The sequence below is a fragment of the Arthrobacter sp. 35W genome, assembly GCF_000482545.1.
Lineage (GTDB): Bacteria > Actinomycetota > Actinomycetes > Actinomycetales > Micrococcaceae > Specibacter.
The window spans coordinates 1,607,238-1,622,079 of the sequence record NZ_KI519455.1 but is presented as its reverse complement, the minus strand read 5'-3'; the positions used below and the strand labels follow the sequence as shown (position 1 = coordinate 1,622,079).

At 66.6% G+C, this 14,842-nt stretch carries 12 protein-coding genes; 9 read left to right on the top strand and 3 right to left on the bottom strand.

Annotated elements, in window-relative coordinates:
• Positions 1-90: 90 nt before the first annotated feature.
• Positions 91-576, bottom strand: coding sequence for a nucleoside deaminase (locus K254_RS0119490; protein WP_026556762.1), 486 nt, complete (start codon positions 574-576; stop codon positions 91-93).
• A 127-nt stretch (positions 577-703) separates the two neighbouring features.
• Between K254_RS0119490 and K254_RS25050 the strand changes: the two genes are divergently transcribed.
• Complete coding sequence (locus tag K254_RS25050) at positions 704-2,464, top strand: plasmid pRiA4b ORF-3 family protein (RefSeq protein ID WP_051389414.1); 1,761 nt, start codon at positions 704-706, stop codon at positions 2,462-2,464.
• A gap of 2 nt (positions 2,465-2,466) precedes the next feature.
• Here the strand turns inward: K254_RS25050 and K254_RS0119480 are convergent, their stop codons facing one another.
• Positions 2,467-3,990, bottom strand: coding sequence for a helix-turn-helix transcriptional regulator (locus K254_RS0119480; protein ID WP_026556760.1), 1,524 nt, complete (start codon positions 3,988-3,990; stop codon positions 2,467-2,469).
• Between the two features lie 129 nt (positions 3,991-4,119).
• On the opposite strand from K254_RS0119480, the gene aceA reads away from it, so the two are divergent.
• The 3 genes from aceA to K254_RS0119465 all read left to right on the top strand — a co-directional run bounded on the left by aceA (position 4,120) and on the right by K254_RS0119465 (position 8,155).
• A complete protein-coding gene (gene aceA, locus K254_RS0119475; RefSeq protein WP_026556759.1) occupies positions 4,120-5,442 on the top strand; it encodes an isocitrate lyase in 1,323 nt (440 codons plus the stop codon).
• A 153-nt stretch (positions 5,443-5,595) separates the two neighbouring features.
• Complete coding sequence (gene aceB / locus K254_RS0119470; RefSeq protein ID WP_026556758.1) at positions 5,596-7,266, top strand: malate synthase A; 1,671 nt, start codon at positions 5,596-5,598, stop codon at positions 7,264-7,266.
• A gap of 178 nt (positions 7,267-7,444) precedes the next feature.
• Positions 7,445-8,155, top strand: coding sequence for a DsbA family oxidoreductase (locus tag K254_RS0119465; protein ID WP_026556757.1), 711 nt, complete (start codon positions 7,445-7,447; stop codon positions 8,153-8,155).
• Between the two features lie 47 nt (positions 8,156-8,202).
• Here K254_RS0119465 and K254_RS0119460 read toward each other — a convergent pair whose 3' ends face one another.
• The gene (locus tag K254_RS0119460; RefSeq protein ID WP_026556756.1) at positions 8,203-9,414 is read right to left on the bottom strand and encodes an ROK family transcriptional regulator; all 1,212 of its coding nucleotides are present in this window, start codon (positions 9,412-9,414) and stop codon (positions 8,203-8,205) included.
• Between the two features lie 180 nt (positions 9,415-9,594).
• Between K254_RS0119460 and K254_RS0119455 the strand changes: the two genes are divergently transcribed.
• The 5 genes from K254_RS0119455 (at position 9,595) to K254_RS0119435 (ending at position 14,791) form a co-directional block, all read left to right on the top strand.
• Positions 9,595-10,677, top strand: a complete 1,083-nt coding sequence (locus tag K254_RS0119455) for a Gfo/Idh/MocA family protein (RefSeq protein WP_231391918.1) — start codon at positions 9,595-9,597, stop codon at positions 10,675-10,677.
• Positions 10,674-11,474 carry a hypothetical protein gene (locus tag K254_RS0119450; protein ID WP_026556754.1) on the top strand — a complete coding sequence of 267 codons (801 nt, stop codon included), beginning with the start codon at positions 10,674-10,676 and terminating at the stop codon, positions 11,472-11,474. Before K254_RS0119455 ends, K254_RS0119450 begins: the two co-directional genes overlap by 4 nt.
• Positions 11,475-11,594: 120 nt before the next feature.
• Positions 11,595-12,911: an ABC transporter substrate-binding protein gene (locus tag K254_RS0119445; protein WP_026556753.1), complete on the top strand. Its 1,317-nt coding sequence runs from the start codon at positions 11,595-11,597 to the stop codon at positions 12,909-12,911.
• 12 nt (positions 12,912-12,923) lie between these two features.
• A complete protein-coding gene (locus K254_RS0119440; RefSeq protein ID WP_026556752.1) occupies positions 12,924-13,886 on the top strand; it encodes a carbohydrate ABC transporter permease in 963 nt (320 codons plus the stop codon).
• Complete coding sequence (locus K254_RS0119435) at positions 13,886-14,791, top strand: carbohydrate ABC transporter permease (RefSeq protein ID WP_026556751.1); 906 nt, start codon at positions 13,886-13,888, stop codon at positions 14,789-14,791. The genes K254_RS0119440 and K254_RS0119435 overlap by 1 nt, the downstream gene beginning before the upstream one ends.
• Positions 14,792-14,842 lie beyond the last annotated feature (51 nt).

Genomic DNA, 14,842 nt, shown 5'->3' with positions numbered 1-14,842 from the left:
CACAGCAGTGGCGAAGGCCGCCTCCGGGGAATCCCCGGAGGCGGCCTTCGTTCATGGCCTGTCGGCAGGGCCTGTCGCCGGCGTCTGGTGTCAGCGCAGGCGGTGGCGCCGCTCGTGCAGTTCCCTGAGCTCCTCGGCCAGCTCCGGCGCTGGCCCGTCCACCGCAAGGTCCGGGGCCACCGTCTGGATCGGCAGGGCCGCCACCGGCGATGATGGGGCCGCACCCCACTGGGCCCGCCAGCTGCCCAGCTGCTCACTGGAGGCTGCATACACAATCCGGCCCAGGCCAACCCAGGCATGCGCCGCGGAGCACATCGGGCAATGCTCGCCGGAGGTGTAGACGGTTGCTTCGCCCCGGTCCCCCGGCTCCATGTTCCGCGCCGCCCACCGCGCGATCTCGAATTCGGGGTGCCTCGTTTGGTCGCCGCCGCTGGTGCGGTTCCGATCTTCGAAGAGCACCCGGCCGCCGGCGTCGACCAGCAGCGACCCAAAGGGTTCATCGCCGTCGTCGAGCGCTTCCCGAGCCAGCTCGACACAGCGCCGCAAATGTTCCAGATCCACCGCAGAGAGTCCCATGGAACCGAGTATGCCAGCTGGCTTCCGGCCTCAGCCAGAGTTGCCCGCCCAACGACGCCTCCGCTGCAGGGACCCATAGAATCGCAGTTGAGGACATTCGCACGCTGACGCACCCCGGAGGATCCATATGGCCAAGAAGCCCGGCAGCAAGGCATTCAAGAACCGCTCGGGCAACCCCGCAGCCAGGGGCACCGCGAGCTCCGTTGCCTCCCTCGGTGTGGTGCGTGCCCAACGCGCACTGTCCGACGTCGTCCCCGCCTTCACGGCCTGGGCCCTGGAGGAGTTTGGACCCGAGGAGGACATCCAGATTCTCTTGGGGGACCTCAAGGCATTTTTCAGCATGTGCGGCACCTTTCCCGGCACCGTCAGTGCCACAGATCTGGACCCCGAGGCCGCATCCGCAGCATTGGAACTTGTCCGCGAGGCCACCCCGGAAGCCGCTGAAGATCTGGGGCAGTCTCTCCACGACTATGTGCATTTCCTTATCGCCTCCGAGCGCTGGACGGGCAGCACCGAGAACCTCAACCGTCTGCACGAGGTGGCGGAACGTGCGTCCGCCGGCGCCCCGCCTCTGCTGCCCCCAGTGGTCGTCCCGGACCTTGCGCCCGACGCCGCCTGGCAACTGGTCCAGGACGTCCCGCTCTGGCAGCGCACTGTGGCGCTGCTTCAGTGGATCGGGGCGGGCCAGGCCGTCACCGACACCGGTGTCCTGCGGCGCAAGGACATCGCTGCGGCCGCCGCCTGCGTGGGCATCAACGCGGTGGGCACCGCCACCCGGACACCGTGGCGCGACGACGAACCAGTGCCTGTTACCTCCATGCTGCAGCTGCCGTGGCTCATGACCTATTGGGAGGCCATGCTGTCCGCCGGGCTGATCGAGGTCACCGCCACCAAAGTCCGGCCGACCGCACGGGCCGCAGCCGTCCGCGCCGATCCGGCGGTTGGACTCGCGACAGCCCAGGCCATGGCCGCCATGGTCTACGCGGACGTCATCTACAACAATCCCGACTGGGTGCCTGCCGACTTGCTGGAGCCCATGACGACGGCGTTGTTCACCGCTGCCTCCCAGAACACTCCGCCGCCGACCCAAGAGGTCCTTGCAACGTTGGACGACGCGGCCGGGAACGACATGGCGTCGAGAATAATCCGTGCACGCCTGCAGCAGTGGGCCAACCACGGTCTTCTGACCGTGGGTGAGCACATTGTGGTGCCGCCTGTGCTCCGCGAACCACTGTCGGCAGCGTTGGGCGGGGTTTTGCCGGAGGCTCCGTTGGCGGAGGACGATCCGGATTCACTCCACGTTCAATCGTCCGAAGCGAAATACCAGCTGAAGATCCAGGTGGATGGAATCAAACCGCCCGTCTGGCGCCGCATCGAGGTTCCGGCGGCCATCCACCTGGATGACCTGCACCGCGTCATCCAAACCATCTTCCGCTGGGAGGACTACCACCTGCACGAGTTCCGGCTCGGTGGCCGGGACGGCGCCAGCTATGCCCCCTACGATCCCGATGCCGACCACTGGGGCGAACCACCCGTGGACGAATCGACGGTCAAACTGTCCACGCTGCTGGCGGCGCCGAAGGACACGCTGGCCTACAACTACGACTTTGGCGATGACTGGGACCACACCATCACGCTGGAAAAGGTACTGCCGGCTTCCGCGAAGGTTGCCCGCTGCACTGGCGGCCGCGGTCTGGCTCCGCAGGAGGACTCCGGTGGATCGTGGGGGTGGATGGACAAGGTCGACGCCGCCAACGACCCGGAGCATTCCGAACACGAGGCCTACCGCGAGTGGCTTGGCCTGGCTGACGGGGAACCCCTGGATCCTGCCGTTTTCGACCGCGGCGAGGTGGAGTCCCGGCTGGCCGCCCTGCGCCTGCGCAGATAGCCCTACCGCTGCGCGTGAGCCTGCAGAAAGCGGTAGACCTCCGTCTCGTCCACGCCGGGGAACGCGCCGGCCGGCATGGCCGCCAGCAGGTGCGAGTTGGCGCGCGTGCTGGGCCAGGCGTGGCCGGCCCACTGGGCGGACAGATCCGCCGGTGGGCGGCGGCAGCAGGACTCGTCCGGGCACTTGGACTGCGAGCGTTCGGTGGTGTCCCGGCCGCGGAACCATTTCACGTGCGCATACGGGACGCCGATGCTCAGCGAGTACTCGCCAGAGGAATGCCGCTCGGTGCGGGCCGTGCACCAATAGGTGCCGACGGCGGTGTCCGTGTACTGGTTGAAGGCGCGGAACTTGTCCGGCACATCGAACACCGCCCGCGACGTCCAGAACCGGCAGACGGGCTGGCCCTCGATGGCGCCGGTGTGGTCAGCCGGGAAGTTCACTCCGTCGTTCTCATAGGCCTTGTGGATGATGCCGCTCTCATGCACCTTTTGGAAGTGCGTGGTGATCCCCAGGTGCTCGGTGGCCAGGTTGGTGAAGCGGTGCGCTGCCGTCTCATAGGAGACCGCGAAGGCGTCCCGGATGTCCTCGATGGCCAGTTCCTTGGCGGCCTTGGCCTCCTTGAGAAAGTCCACCGTGGCGCGCTCGGGCATCAGCAGGGCCGCGGCAAAGTAGTTCGTGTAGACGCGCTGGCGCAGGAAGTCCCCGTAGTCCCGCGGCGTCTCGTGTCCCAGCAGGTAGTGGCCCAGGGCCTGCAGCAGCACCGAGCGCGGGTCATGGTCCGCCCGCTGACCCTGTGTGAGGTAAATTCTGCGGTTCTTCAAATCCGTCACGGACCGCGTGGAATGGGGCAGATCGCCGACATAGTGCAGGTCGAAACCAACGTGTTCGGCGATGTCCGCGGCCACATGGTGGGACAGCGGACCGCGGTCGTGGCCCACCGCCTTGAGCAGGTCCTGGGCCTGGGCCTCGATGTCCGAGTAGTAGTTGTTGCGCGCCCGCATCTCCGCCCGGATCTCCGAGTTGGCCCGGCGGGCCTCCTCGGGGGTGGCGGACTGCTCGTCCAGCCGGCGTTCGAGCTCATGCTGGAGCCCCACGAGGGACTCCAGCACTTCCAGCGAAAGCCGCGAGCTGACGCGTACCGTGGGCAGCCCGAGGGACTGGTAGAGCGGCCCGCGCTGGGCCCGCTCCAGCTCGATCTCCAGGGCGGCGCGGTGGCTCGGCGGCTCGGCCCCGAGCAGCTCATCGATGCTCACACCGAGGGCGCGGGCCAGGCTCTGGAGCATGCCGAGTTTGGGTTCGCGCTTGCCGTTTTCGACCAGTGACAGCTGGCTCGGTGCGGCGCCGACGACGGTTCCCAGACCATCCAGCGTCAGGCCGGCCGCCTTGCGCAGATGGCGCACGCGCCGGCCCAGGCTGATGACGTCCAGGCCGCCGTCGTCGGCCGCATTGGCCCCTGCATCTGTGCCCCGTCCGGGCAGATTCCATCCCGCAGAATTCATTTCTTGAGAATACGGGAAGAAATGCAAATATTTCCAGCATTTCCCCCTAGAAACCCCCTTGCAATGCCCTGAATAGTGGAATTCACGAAGAACAGCCGGTCCCGACATGCTCAACCGCCGAGACCACCGGGTCCACGATTACCAAGGAGCGCCACCATGACTGCAGCATTTGATCCCGCAACGACGCCGGAGCAGACCACAGCCGAAGCCGTGGCCGCGCTGGAGCTCGAATGGGCCGCCAATCCCCGCTGGGAAGGCGTCAAGCGCGACTACACCGCCGCCGATGTCCTCAAGCTCCGCGGCCGGGTCACCGAGGAGCAGACCCTGGCCCGCCGCGGCGCCGAGAAGCTCTGGAACCAGCTGCGCAACGCCGCTCCCGAGGAGTACACCCACGCATTGGGCGCCCTGACCGGCAACCAGGCCGTCCAGCAGGTCAAGGCCGGGCTGAAGGCCATCTACCTCTCGGGCTGGCAGGTCGCCGCCGATGCCAACACCTCCGGCAACACCTACCCGGACCAGTCGCTCTACCCGGTCAACTCCGTCCCCACGGTGGTGCGGCGCATCAACAACGCGCTGCTCCGTGCGGACCAGATCGAGTACTCCGAGGGCGTGCAGAGTGTTGAGGACTGGCTGGTGCCGATCGTGGCCGACGCCGAGGCTGGCTTCGGCGGCCCGCTGAACGCCTACGAGCTGATGAAGTCCATGATCGCCGCCGGCGCGGCGGGCGTGCACTGGGAGGACCAGCTGGCCAGTGAGAAGAAGTGCGGCCACCTCGGCGGCAAGGTCCTCATCCCCACCTCCCAGCATGTCCGCACCCTCAACGCGGCCCGGCTCGCGGCCGACGTCGCCGGCGTCCCCTCGGTGATCGTGGCCCGCACGGATGCCGAGGCGGCCACCCTGATCACCTCCGACGTCGACGACCGCGACAAGCCCTTCGTCACCGGCGAGCGCACGGCCGAGGGCTTCTACAACGTCCGCAACGGCCTGGAGCCCTGCATCGCCCGCGGCCTGGCCTATGCACCGTACGCGGACCTGATCTGGATGGAGACCGGCACGCCGGATCTGGAGCTGGCCAAGAAGTTTGCCGAGGCCATCCGCAGCGAATACCCCGACCAGATGCTCGCCTACAACTGCTCGCCGTCGTTCAACTGGAAAAAGCACCTCGACGACGCCACCATTGCCAAGTTCCAGCGTGAACTCGGCGCCATGGGCTTCAAGTTCCAGTTCATCACCCTGGCTGGCTTCCATGCCCTGAACTACTCGATGTTTGACCTCGCCCACGGCTACGCCCGCAACGGCATGAGCGCCTACGTCGAACTGCAGGAGCGCGAATTTGGCTCCGAAGACCGCGGCTACACCGCAACCAAGCACCAGCGCGAAGTGGGCACCGGCTACTTCGACCTGGTGGCGACAGCCCTGAACCCGAACAGCGGCACCCTCGCATTGGCTGGTTCCACCGAAGCCCAGCAGTTCCACTAACGGGATGGGCGGGCCCTATCGTGAGCGACTCCGTCGCCACGCAGGGACCCGTCCACCCCTCCCTTATCCTCAACTGTGCGACAGCAGATGCTCCCAAACGCGGTTTTAAGGACATCTACTGTCGCACAGTTGGCCAGAATTGGAGACGCTCCCATGAATTCGACCAACAGCCTCAATGGCATTACTTTCAACGGCATCACGCTCACCGCGCAGCCCATCCACCGGCAGGAGGAGATCCTGACGCCGGAGGCGCTGGACTTCGTCGCCGCCCTGCACCGCGCCACGGAAACGCGGCGCCAGGAACTGCTGCAGGAACGCCAGTCCCGGCGCCAGCAGATCTCCAACGGTTCGGACCCGCGCTTCCTGCGGGAAACCTCCGCCATCCGCGAGGACCCGAACTGGCGCGTCGCCCCGCCAGCCCCCGGGCTGGAGGACCGCCGCGTGGAGATCACCGGCCCCGTGGACCGCAAGATGACCATCAACGCCCTGAACTCCGGCGCCAAGGTGTGGCTGGCGGACATGGAGGATTCCTCCACCCCCACCTGGGGCAATGTCATCCGCGGGCAGCTGAACCTGATCGACGCGCTGGAACGCCGCATCGACTTCACCTCCCCCGAGGGCAAGGAGTACCGCCTGGGCGCCGCCAAGGACCTGCCGACCATCGTGGTCCGGCCCCGCGGCTGGCACCTGCCGGAGAAGCACATGCTCGTCAACGGCAAGCCGATTGCCGGCGGCATCGTGGACTTTGGCCTGTACTTCTTCCACAACGCCCACCGCCTGATCGCCCAGGGCAAGGGGCCGTACTTCTACCTGCCAAAGATCGAAAACCACCTGGAGGCGCGCCTCTGGAACGACATCTTCATCGTGGCCCAGGACCTGCTGGGCATCCCGCAGGGCACCATCAGGGCCACGGTGCTGATCGAGACCATCACCGCAGCCTTCGAGATGGAGGAGATCCTCTACGAACTGCGCGACCACGCCTCGGGCCTGAACGCCGGCCGCTGGGACTACCTGTTCTCCATCATCAAGAACTTCCGCACCCGCGGCCCGCGCTTTGTGCTCCCGGACCGCAACCAGATCACCATGACGGCGCCGTTCATGCGGGCGTACACCGAGCAGCTGGTCCGTGCCTGCCACCGGCGCGGCGCCATGGCCATCGGCGGCATGGCGGCATTCGTCCCCAACCGGAGGGACCACGATGCCAACGCCATCGCGATGGAGAAGGTGCGTGCGGACAAGACCCGCGAGGCCAATGACGGCTTCGACGGTTCCTGGGTGGCCCACCCGGACCTCGTCCCCGTGGCGTTGGAGGTCTTCAACGCCACCCTCGGCGAGCGCCCCAACCAGCTGGATCGGCTGCGCGAGGATGTGGTCCCGGACGACCGCGCGCTGCTGGACATCGCCGCCACCACGGGCCTGATCACCGAGGCGGGCATCCGCTCCAACATCTGGGTCGGCATCCAGTACATCGAGTCCTGGCTCCGCGGCCACGGTGCCGTCGCCCTGAACAACCTCATGGAGGACGCGGCGACGGCGGAGATCTCCCGCTCGCAGATCTGGCAATGGATCTACGCCCAGGCCATCACCGACGACGGCGAACTTGTCACCGCCGAGTGGGTGGCGGAACTGGTGGATGAGGAGTTCGACAAGCTGCCGCGCTTTGACGAGGACAGGTTCGACGACGCACGGGAGATCTTCGAGGAGGTCGCCCTGGGCACGGTGTTCCCGGCCTTCCTGACCATCCCGGCCTACGCCCGCTTCCTGCGCGAGTCCACCGACCGCGACGACGAACACGCCACCGGACGCGTCCTGGCCGCCGTCTAGCGGGTCCCGCTCCCCGGGTCTCGCGAGACCCGGACCCAGAAGAATTGGCCGGTCCACCCACGTGCAAGCCACAGCACCCCCGAAATCCGGGGCGGGTGGGCCGGCCATTTTCTGTGCACTCCCCCACATGCGCCAGCCGGCCGGAATACTTCGGCGGCAGCCCCGGTTGCCAACTGACATGAAGATTGAGATTTGGTCCGACGTCGCCTGCCCGTGGTGCTACATCGGCAAGCGCCGTTTTGAGTCAGCCCTGAACGATTTTGCCCACAAGGACGACGTCGAGGTGGCGTGGAAGAGCTTCCAGCTCGATCCCAGCATCCCCGAGCACTTCCACGGCAGCGAGGTGGACTACCTCGCCGAGCGCAAGGGCATGGATCCGGCGAAGGTGCGCTCCATGATGGGCCACGTCACCGATGCCGCAGCCGGCGAGGGCCTGGACTACAAGTTTGATGATCTGGTGGTGGCCAACAGCTTCAACGCCCACCAGCTCCTGCACCTGGCCAAGGCCCATGGCAAGGGCGATGAGGTCAAGGAAGCCCTGCTCTCCGGCCACTTTGAAAAGGGCGAGGACATCGGCAGCCGCGACTACCTTCTCCGCACCGGCGCCTCCGTGGGCCTTGACGCTGACGAGATCACCGAGGCACTGGACACGGACAAGTACGCCGACGACGTCCGCGCCGACTTCGCCGAGGGCCAGTCCCTGGGTGTCAGCGGTGTCCCGTTCTTCGTGATCGACCGCAAGTACGGCATCTCCGGCGCACAGCCGGCCGAGCTCTTCAGCCAGGCGCTGAACGAGGCCTGGACCGAAGCCAACCCGCTGGCCATGGTGGGCGCCACCGATGGGTCAAACGGCGGCGAGGCCTGCGGCCCCGACGGCTGCGCCATCTAGCTCCAAACACAAGAACTGTCCCGCACATGGTGCGGGACAGTTCTTCCTTAAACGGTGGCTTGGAGGGTTGCCTCGATCAGCTCGGACGAGAGCACATGCTGGGTGACCATCTGGCTGGCGCCAAGGATGGCTGCCTGGGATCCGGCCTTGGACAGGCCAATGCGCAGATGTGACGTGGCCAGCGGCAGCGAACGTTGGTAGACGATTTCGCGCACTCCGGCCATGAGGTGCTCTCCGCCCTGGCCCAGGCTGCCGCCGATGACGATCATCGAGGGGTTCAGCAGGTTCACGCAGGTGGCCAGCACCGTGCCCAGATCCCGCCCGGCCTGCCGCAGTGCCTGGATGGCTTCCAGATTTCCCGCCGCCACCAGCCGCAGGATGTCCGCGCTGTTCTCCGCGTGGACACCGACGGCGGCAAGGGCATGGGCAATCGCCGGCGCCGAGGCCAGGGCCTCGAGGCAGCCGTAGTTGCCGCACCGGCACAGGACATCCTCGCCCCGGGGCACGCGGACGTGGCCCAGGTCCCCGGCCGTGCCATTGGCGCCGCGCTGGAGCTCGCCGCTGCTGATGATGCCCGCGCCAATGCCCGTGGCGACTTTTATGAAGAGAAAGTTACGGTGTTCGGGCCAGTGGGCGGTGCGCTCGCCCAGCGCCATGATGTTGACGTCGTTGTCCACCAGGACGGGGACATGCTGCCAGCGCTGCATGTACGCGACCACGTTGTAGCCGTCCCAGCCGGGCATGATCGGGGGCTTGACCGGGGTCCCCGTGGCGTGTTCCACGGGCCCGGGGACGCCGATGCCGATGCCGGCAAGATCGCCAGGGTCGCGGCCGCTGTCGGCCAGCAGTTCCTGGCCCTGCTCCACCACCCGGCGCAGCACCACCTCCGGCCCCGCTGCAACCTCCTGCGGCACCCCCCGCTGGCCCAGCACCGTGCCGTTGAGGTCCGTCAGGGCAACGCTGAGGTGGGTGGCGCCAATGTCGACGGCCAGAACCACCCGTGCGGCGGGGTTGAAGGCAAACCTCGACGGCGGACGGCCGCCGCTGGAGGTGGCCTCGCCGGCCGGACCCACCAGCCCCGAGAGCATCAGGGAGTCGATCCGCGCCGCCACCGTTGACCGGGCCAGCCCGGTGTTCAGGGCCAGCTCCGCCCGGGTCCGGGCCTTGCCATCGCGCAGCAGCTGGAACAGTTCTCCGGCGCGGGCAAAAGTGCCAGTGGTGTCCTGTGAGGAGGTTCCATGTCCGGTGCCTTGGGTCATGCATCCAGTGATAGCACGAATGGTTATGCGTGTCACGCCAGAAAAAGGTTGTCGAGCTTCTTTCAACTTTTGCTTGACGTTCGTCATAAGTGTCACTACGTTGAGTTGTGAGCCGTATCACCTCCTCCGAATCCCCCTCCGGCCGAGAAGCGCTCAACGATGAGAAGAGGTAGTTGCACGTTGACCAACAATTACTTGCCGCCAGCCAAGCCCTTGGGCGTAGGCATTCTCGGCGCCGGTCCTGTCACACAGGCCATCCACCTGCCGGCACTCGCCCGGCTCAGCGGACTCCTTGAAGTCCGCCACATCATGGACGTTGATCCCGACGTCGCCAAGTCCGTGGCAGCCCGCGTGGGCGCCGCCTCCTCCTCCAGCATGGACGCCCTGCTGGCCGACCCCGGCGTCGACGTGATTGCCATCTGCAGCCCGCACCAGTTCCATGCCGAGCAGGTGATCGCCAGCTGCCTGGCAGGCAAGAAGGCCGTCCTGTGCGAAAAGCCGTTCGCCATGGACGCCTCGGAAGCCACCCGGATTGCCAAGGTGTCCGCGAAGACAGGCGTGCCGATTCTCGTGGGCGCCATGCACACCTTTGACCCGGGCTGGCTCGCCGCAGAGAGCGCCTGGGGCGATCTGCCCGCCACCGCGCACACCATCAGGTCCTCCATCGTCCTCCCGCCGAACAGCCGGTTCGAGGACTTCGCCACCGAGATCCTCACCCGCCCGGCCGCCGGGTCCCCCGACTACTCGGACCTTGAGGTGGTCAAGGGGATGCTGCGCGGCGGCGTGATGGGCCTGGCCATCCACGACCTTCCACTGGTGCGCCGGTTCCTGCCCGCCTTCGAGGACGTCGAGGTCCTGCACGCGGAGATCGTCCAGCCCTTCGGCTACGTCATCTCCCTGAAGGCCGGCGGCCGCAGCATTGAACTGCGGGCCGCGATGACGGCGACGTGGCAGCCCGAGTGGACCTTCGAGGCCATCGGCTACGACGCCGCCCTGCACATCGAGTTCAGCCCCTCCTATGTCCAGGCCGGATCGGCCACCGCCCGGATCACCCGCAACGGCACCACCACCACGTACGGCCCCTACGGCCACAACGGCTACGAGGGCGAGTGGCGAAAGCTGGCCGAGCTGGCCAACGGCACGGGAACGGCCCCCTCGGCCGAAACTCTGATCAACGACCTGACCTTTGCCCTGGACATCGCTGACGGAACCGCCGCCGCGGCAACGGCTGCCGCAGCACTCGCCGAGAAGGTGCCCGCATGAGCCCGCAATTGAGCGCCCACGCCAGCCCCGCGGCGGAGGCTGCCGGCGCCGTCGGCTCCGTTCTCGCCTCCCTGCCCGTCTCCCTGGGCCCGGGCGGCGCCGACGCCGACATCCGCGCCATCTCCGGGAAGCCCGGCTGGACCGCCGAGGCCCTGGCCGCCATCGCCGGCGGAGCCCGGGGCCTGGTGGTTGTCGAGCCGGCCGCCGAAGACACAGCTGTCCTCGCCGCCGCCGCGGAATCCGCCGGCGTCCCGGTGGTTCTTGACCACCGCTGGGCATCCAACGCCGCAGTGGACGGCGCCGCTGCAGCGGTGCTCGAGCTGGCCGGCGGGGCAGCCCTGCTGGACTCCGCCGCCGCCGCCGCGCCGCACACCGATCCGGAACTGCTGCTGGGCGAACATCTGGCCCTGGTCTTCCGCATTGCCGGCGGCGTCCAGGACCTGCACATCATCTCCAGCGGCCCCCGCGGCTACACCGCGGCCGGCCGGCTGCCCAACGGGGCGCCCGTTGCGCTTCAGGGCATCCTCACCCGGGCACTGCCGGGAGGCGTCCGTCTGGACCTGCTGACGGCCGACGGCGGCGTCAGGATCTCCGTCCCCGATCCGGACACGGCGCGTCCTGCCGAGACCACTGTGACCACCCCGTCCGGCGCCACCACGCTGCCGACCATCTTTGAATCGGCCCACCGCACCAGCTGGCGCCGCCTCACCGGCGCTGTGGCTGCCTCGGCCCAGACTCCGGATCTGCCCGGTTTCGACCATCTCTCCTCCACACTCGTCCGGTTCCGCCGGCACTGACAGCTCCACCCACGAAGTACTGCATCTCTAGTTGTTCTGCGCTTTGGTTCCATAACTCACTGTCGAGCTAGACACCGGCCCGGTGCCCCGTGCACCGGCCGGTTCCTGAAAGGAATTGCAATGACCTCTCCCCTTTCCACCACCGCCGGTTTCTCCCGGCGCGGTTTCCTCGGACTGGCTGCCGCGGCCGCCACCGTTCCCCTGCTGGCCGCCTGCGGCGGTGGCAGTTCAACCGCCAACTCCGGCGGCACCGTCAAGTTCTGGGACATGCCCTGGGCCGCACCGGCCTACAACGACGCCGCCAAGAAGATCGTTGACGCCTACGTGCCCACTGGCAGCAACCTCAAGGCCAGCTACCAGACCATCCAGTGGAACAACTTCTACCAAACGTTCTCCTCGGCCATCGCCTCCAAGACCGGCCCGGCCGTCAGCACCGGCGGTGGATTCCAGGCCTTCCAGTTCGAGCAGCAGGGCCAGATCGCCTACGCCGACAAGGTTGTCGAAGCCTTAAAGTCGAACGGCATGTACGACGATTTCCTGCCGGGCGTTCTGGAACCGTTCAAGACGGACAAGGGCTACGTGGCGATCCCGTGGCAGCTGGACATGCGTGTGATGTGGTACCGCTCCTCGCTCTTTGAGAAGGCCGGCGTCGCAGTGCCGACCGACTGGCCCTCGCTGCTGGAGGCCGGCAAGGCACTGAAGAACATCGGCGCCGTCGGCTTTGCGATCGGCGCGGGTGCAGGCAACTTCCTGGGCAACCACGCGTCCATCATGATGATGGTCAACAACGGTGGCGGCGTGTTCAACAAGGACGGTGAACTCGACGTGATGAACGACCGCAACGTTGAGGCCGTCGAATTCCTGCTCGAACTGGTGTCCAACGGCATCATCGACCCCGCGGCGGTGAGCTACACCTCCGACAATTTGAACGCGCAGTGGAAGGACAGCAAGGCGGGCTACGGCATGTTCACCGCCGGCCTCCCGGGGCGCATCGGCGACACGACCGGCGAGCTGCTCGTCGCCGATCCCCTCACCGGTCCGCACGGGGACAAGGCCTCGATCATGTTCCCGAACAACATCATGATGTACAAGAACACCCCGTCGCAGGAATCATCCGAGGCCTTCCTCGTCGACTACCTGGGCAAGTTGAAGGACCTGTGGCAGCAGAAGCTGGTGACCTCCCTCCCGGTCTTCAAGTCCATCACCGAACTTCCCGAGTTCGCCTCCGATCCCAACAACGTGAAGATCGTCAAGGAATGGCAGCCCATCTCCAAGAACTTTGCGGCCCAGGGCAGCACGCTCAATGCCGGGCTCGCGGTGCTCGACGGCGGCCAGGCCATCAACCAGTTCACCCAGACCATCCTCACCGGCAAGACCGATGCCAAGTCCGCCCTGCAGGCGTTCAAAACCGGCCTCGAATCCACCATCAAGAAGTAGGCCGGAGGACCCATGTCAACCACCACTACGAAGTCCGGCCTCGCCCGGGCCCGCCAGGGGCTTGCCCCCGGCGGGCCCGGGGGCGGGGCGCCCAACCGCAAGAGCAAACTCAGTGCACAGACCCGGCGAACGTTTTTCTGGCTCCTGCTGCCCTCGATCGTCCTGCTCATCCTGATCAACGGCTACCCGCTCATCTACGCCGGCGTCCAGGCCACCCATGACGGTTCCCTCATCGAGACCGGGAACTTCGTCGGGGTGGACAACTTCGCCTCCGTCGTCGCCTCCGAGGCCTTCTGGAAGGCGGCCCGCTTCACGCTGCTGTTCACCATCGTCGGCGTCTTTGGATCCTGGGCCGTTGGTCTTGGTCTGGCCCTGCTGCTGCGCACCAAGATTCCCGCCGGCGGGCTCTTCAAGGTCCTGTTGCTGCTGCCCTGGGTGGTGCCGATCGTGGTGTCCTCCACCGCATGGAATTGGCTGGTGGGCACCCCTGACAGCCTCATCCCCGCCATGTTCCGGAACCTGGGTCTGGGCACGCCGCTCTTCCTGGCGGACCCGACCCTTGCAGCCATCACCGTCATGGTGTTCAAGGTCTGGGTCAGCTTCCCGTTCATGATGATGATGACGTCCGCGGCCCTGGCCTCGGTGGACGGCACCGTCTACGAGGCCGCCAGCATGGACGGCGCGAGCCGCTGGCAGCAGTTCAGCCAGATCACGCTGCCGCTGACCGCCCGGTCCACCTACATCAGCTGGATCCTCATGACGATCTTCTGCGTCAACGACTTCCCCACCATCTACCTGCTCACCGGTGGCGGACCCGTGGATGCCACTACGTCCCTCGTGGTGCTGGCCTACCGGACCGTCTTCCAGGACTTCCAGACCGGACCGGGCGTTGCGATCGCCTTCCTCATGACGATCACCCTCGTGGTGGTGTCGGTCCTCCTGTACCGCCAGATCCGAAAGTCGAGCGTCGAATAATGAGTGCAGCAGTCCACACCCAGCCACAGTCCCGCTCCGCGCTCGGCGCCTCCGGCACCACCAAGGGAACCGGCAAGTCCAAACGAGTCCTCTCTGACGCCGGCATGCGCGGCCGCTGGTGGCGGTTCACCCTGATCCTGGCCATCACCGCCGTCGTACTGGTGCCTATCATGGTCACCGTCGTCCTTGCTTTCTCCCCCAGCCCCACCAGTACGGCCACGGGCTTCACCTTTGAGAACTTCGGCAACGTCTTCTCCCAGACGCTCGCCTCCACCTGGCTGTCGAACAGCCTCATCACCACGCTCAGCACGGTGGTGGTCTCCGTCGCCGTGGCGGCACCGGCCGGCTATGTCCTCTCCCGCGGGCGCAGCAAGGCGGTCTCCGGCTACTCGCTGCTGTTGTTCGTGATGCAGTCGCTGCCCATCATCACCTCGGTGGTGCCGCTGTTCATCCTGTTCGCCGGCCTGGGCCTGGTGGACAACCTCATGGGCCTGACCATCATCTACGTCGGCTCGACCATGACGGTCGCCACTTGGATGATGGCCGCCTACTTCGATTCCATCCCGATCAGCCTCGAGGAGGCCTCCTGGATCGATGGCTGCTCCGTCTTTGGCAGCTTCACCAAGGTGGTGCTGCGCAACTCGCTGCCTGGCATCCTCTCCACCGCGATCTTCGCCTTCCTGCTGGCCTGGAACGACTACCTCGTGGCCATCGTGTTCCTGCGGTCCTCGGAAATCTTCACCCTTCCGATGGGGGTGCAGTCCTTCTTCCAGCAGAACCAGACAGACTGGACGTCAGTCATGGCCCTGGCCGTGGTCATGATGCTCCCGCCGATCATCGTCTTCGCCACGTTGAACAAGTACTTCAGTGTCGGCGGCATCGGCGGATCCCTCGCCGGCCGCTGAGGCGGCCCATTACACAATTTTCAACAACCCCACATTCCACTTCGCTATCTA

What these genes read in the sequence shown, in the direction of transcription:
- K254_RS0119490 (WP_026556762.1), bottom strand. Translation starts at nt 576, where the DNA reads ATGGGACTCTCTGCGGTGGATCTGGAACATTTGCGGCGCTGTGTCGAG.
- K254_RS25050 (WP_051389414.1), top strand. Translation starts at nt 704, where the DNA reads ATGGCCAAGAAGCCCGGCAGCAAGGCATTCAAGAACCGCTCGGGCAAC.
- aceA (WP_026556759.1), top strand. Translation starts at nt 4,120, where the DNA reads ATGACTGCAGCATTTGATCCCGCAACGACGCCGGAGCAGACCACAGCC.
- aceB (WP_026556758.1), top strand. Translation starts at nt 5,596, where the DNA reads ATGAATTCGACCAACAGCCTCAATGGCATTACTTTCAACGGCATCACG.
- K254_RS0119465 (WP_026556757.1), top strand. Translation starts at nt 7,445, where the DNA reads ATGAAGATTGAGATTTGGTCCGACGTCGCCTGCCCGTGGTGCTACATC.
- K254_RS0119460 (WP_026556756.1), bottom strand. Translation starts at nt 9,414, where the DNA reads ATGACCCAAGGCACCGGACATGGAACCTCCTCACAGGACACCACTGGC.
- K254_RS0119450 (WP_026556754.1), top strand. Translation starts at nt 10,674, where the DNA reads ATGAGCCCGCAATTGAGCGCCCACGCCAGCCCCGCGGCGGAGGCTGCC.
- K254_RS0119445 (WP_026556753.1), top strand. Translation starts at nt 11,595, where the DNA reads ATGACCTCTCCCCTTTCCACCACCGCCGGTTTCTCCCGGCGCGGTTTC.
- K254_RS0119440 (WP_026556752.1), top strand. Translation starts at nt 12,924, where the DNA reads ATGTCAACCACCACTACGAAGTCCGGCCTCGCCCGGGCCCGCCAGGGG.
- K254_RS0119435 (WP_026556751.1), top strand. Translation starts at nt 13,886, where the DNA reads ATGAGTGCAGCAGTCCACACCCAGCCACAGTCCCGCTCCGCGCTCGGC.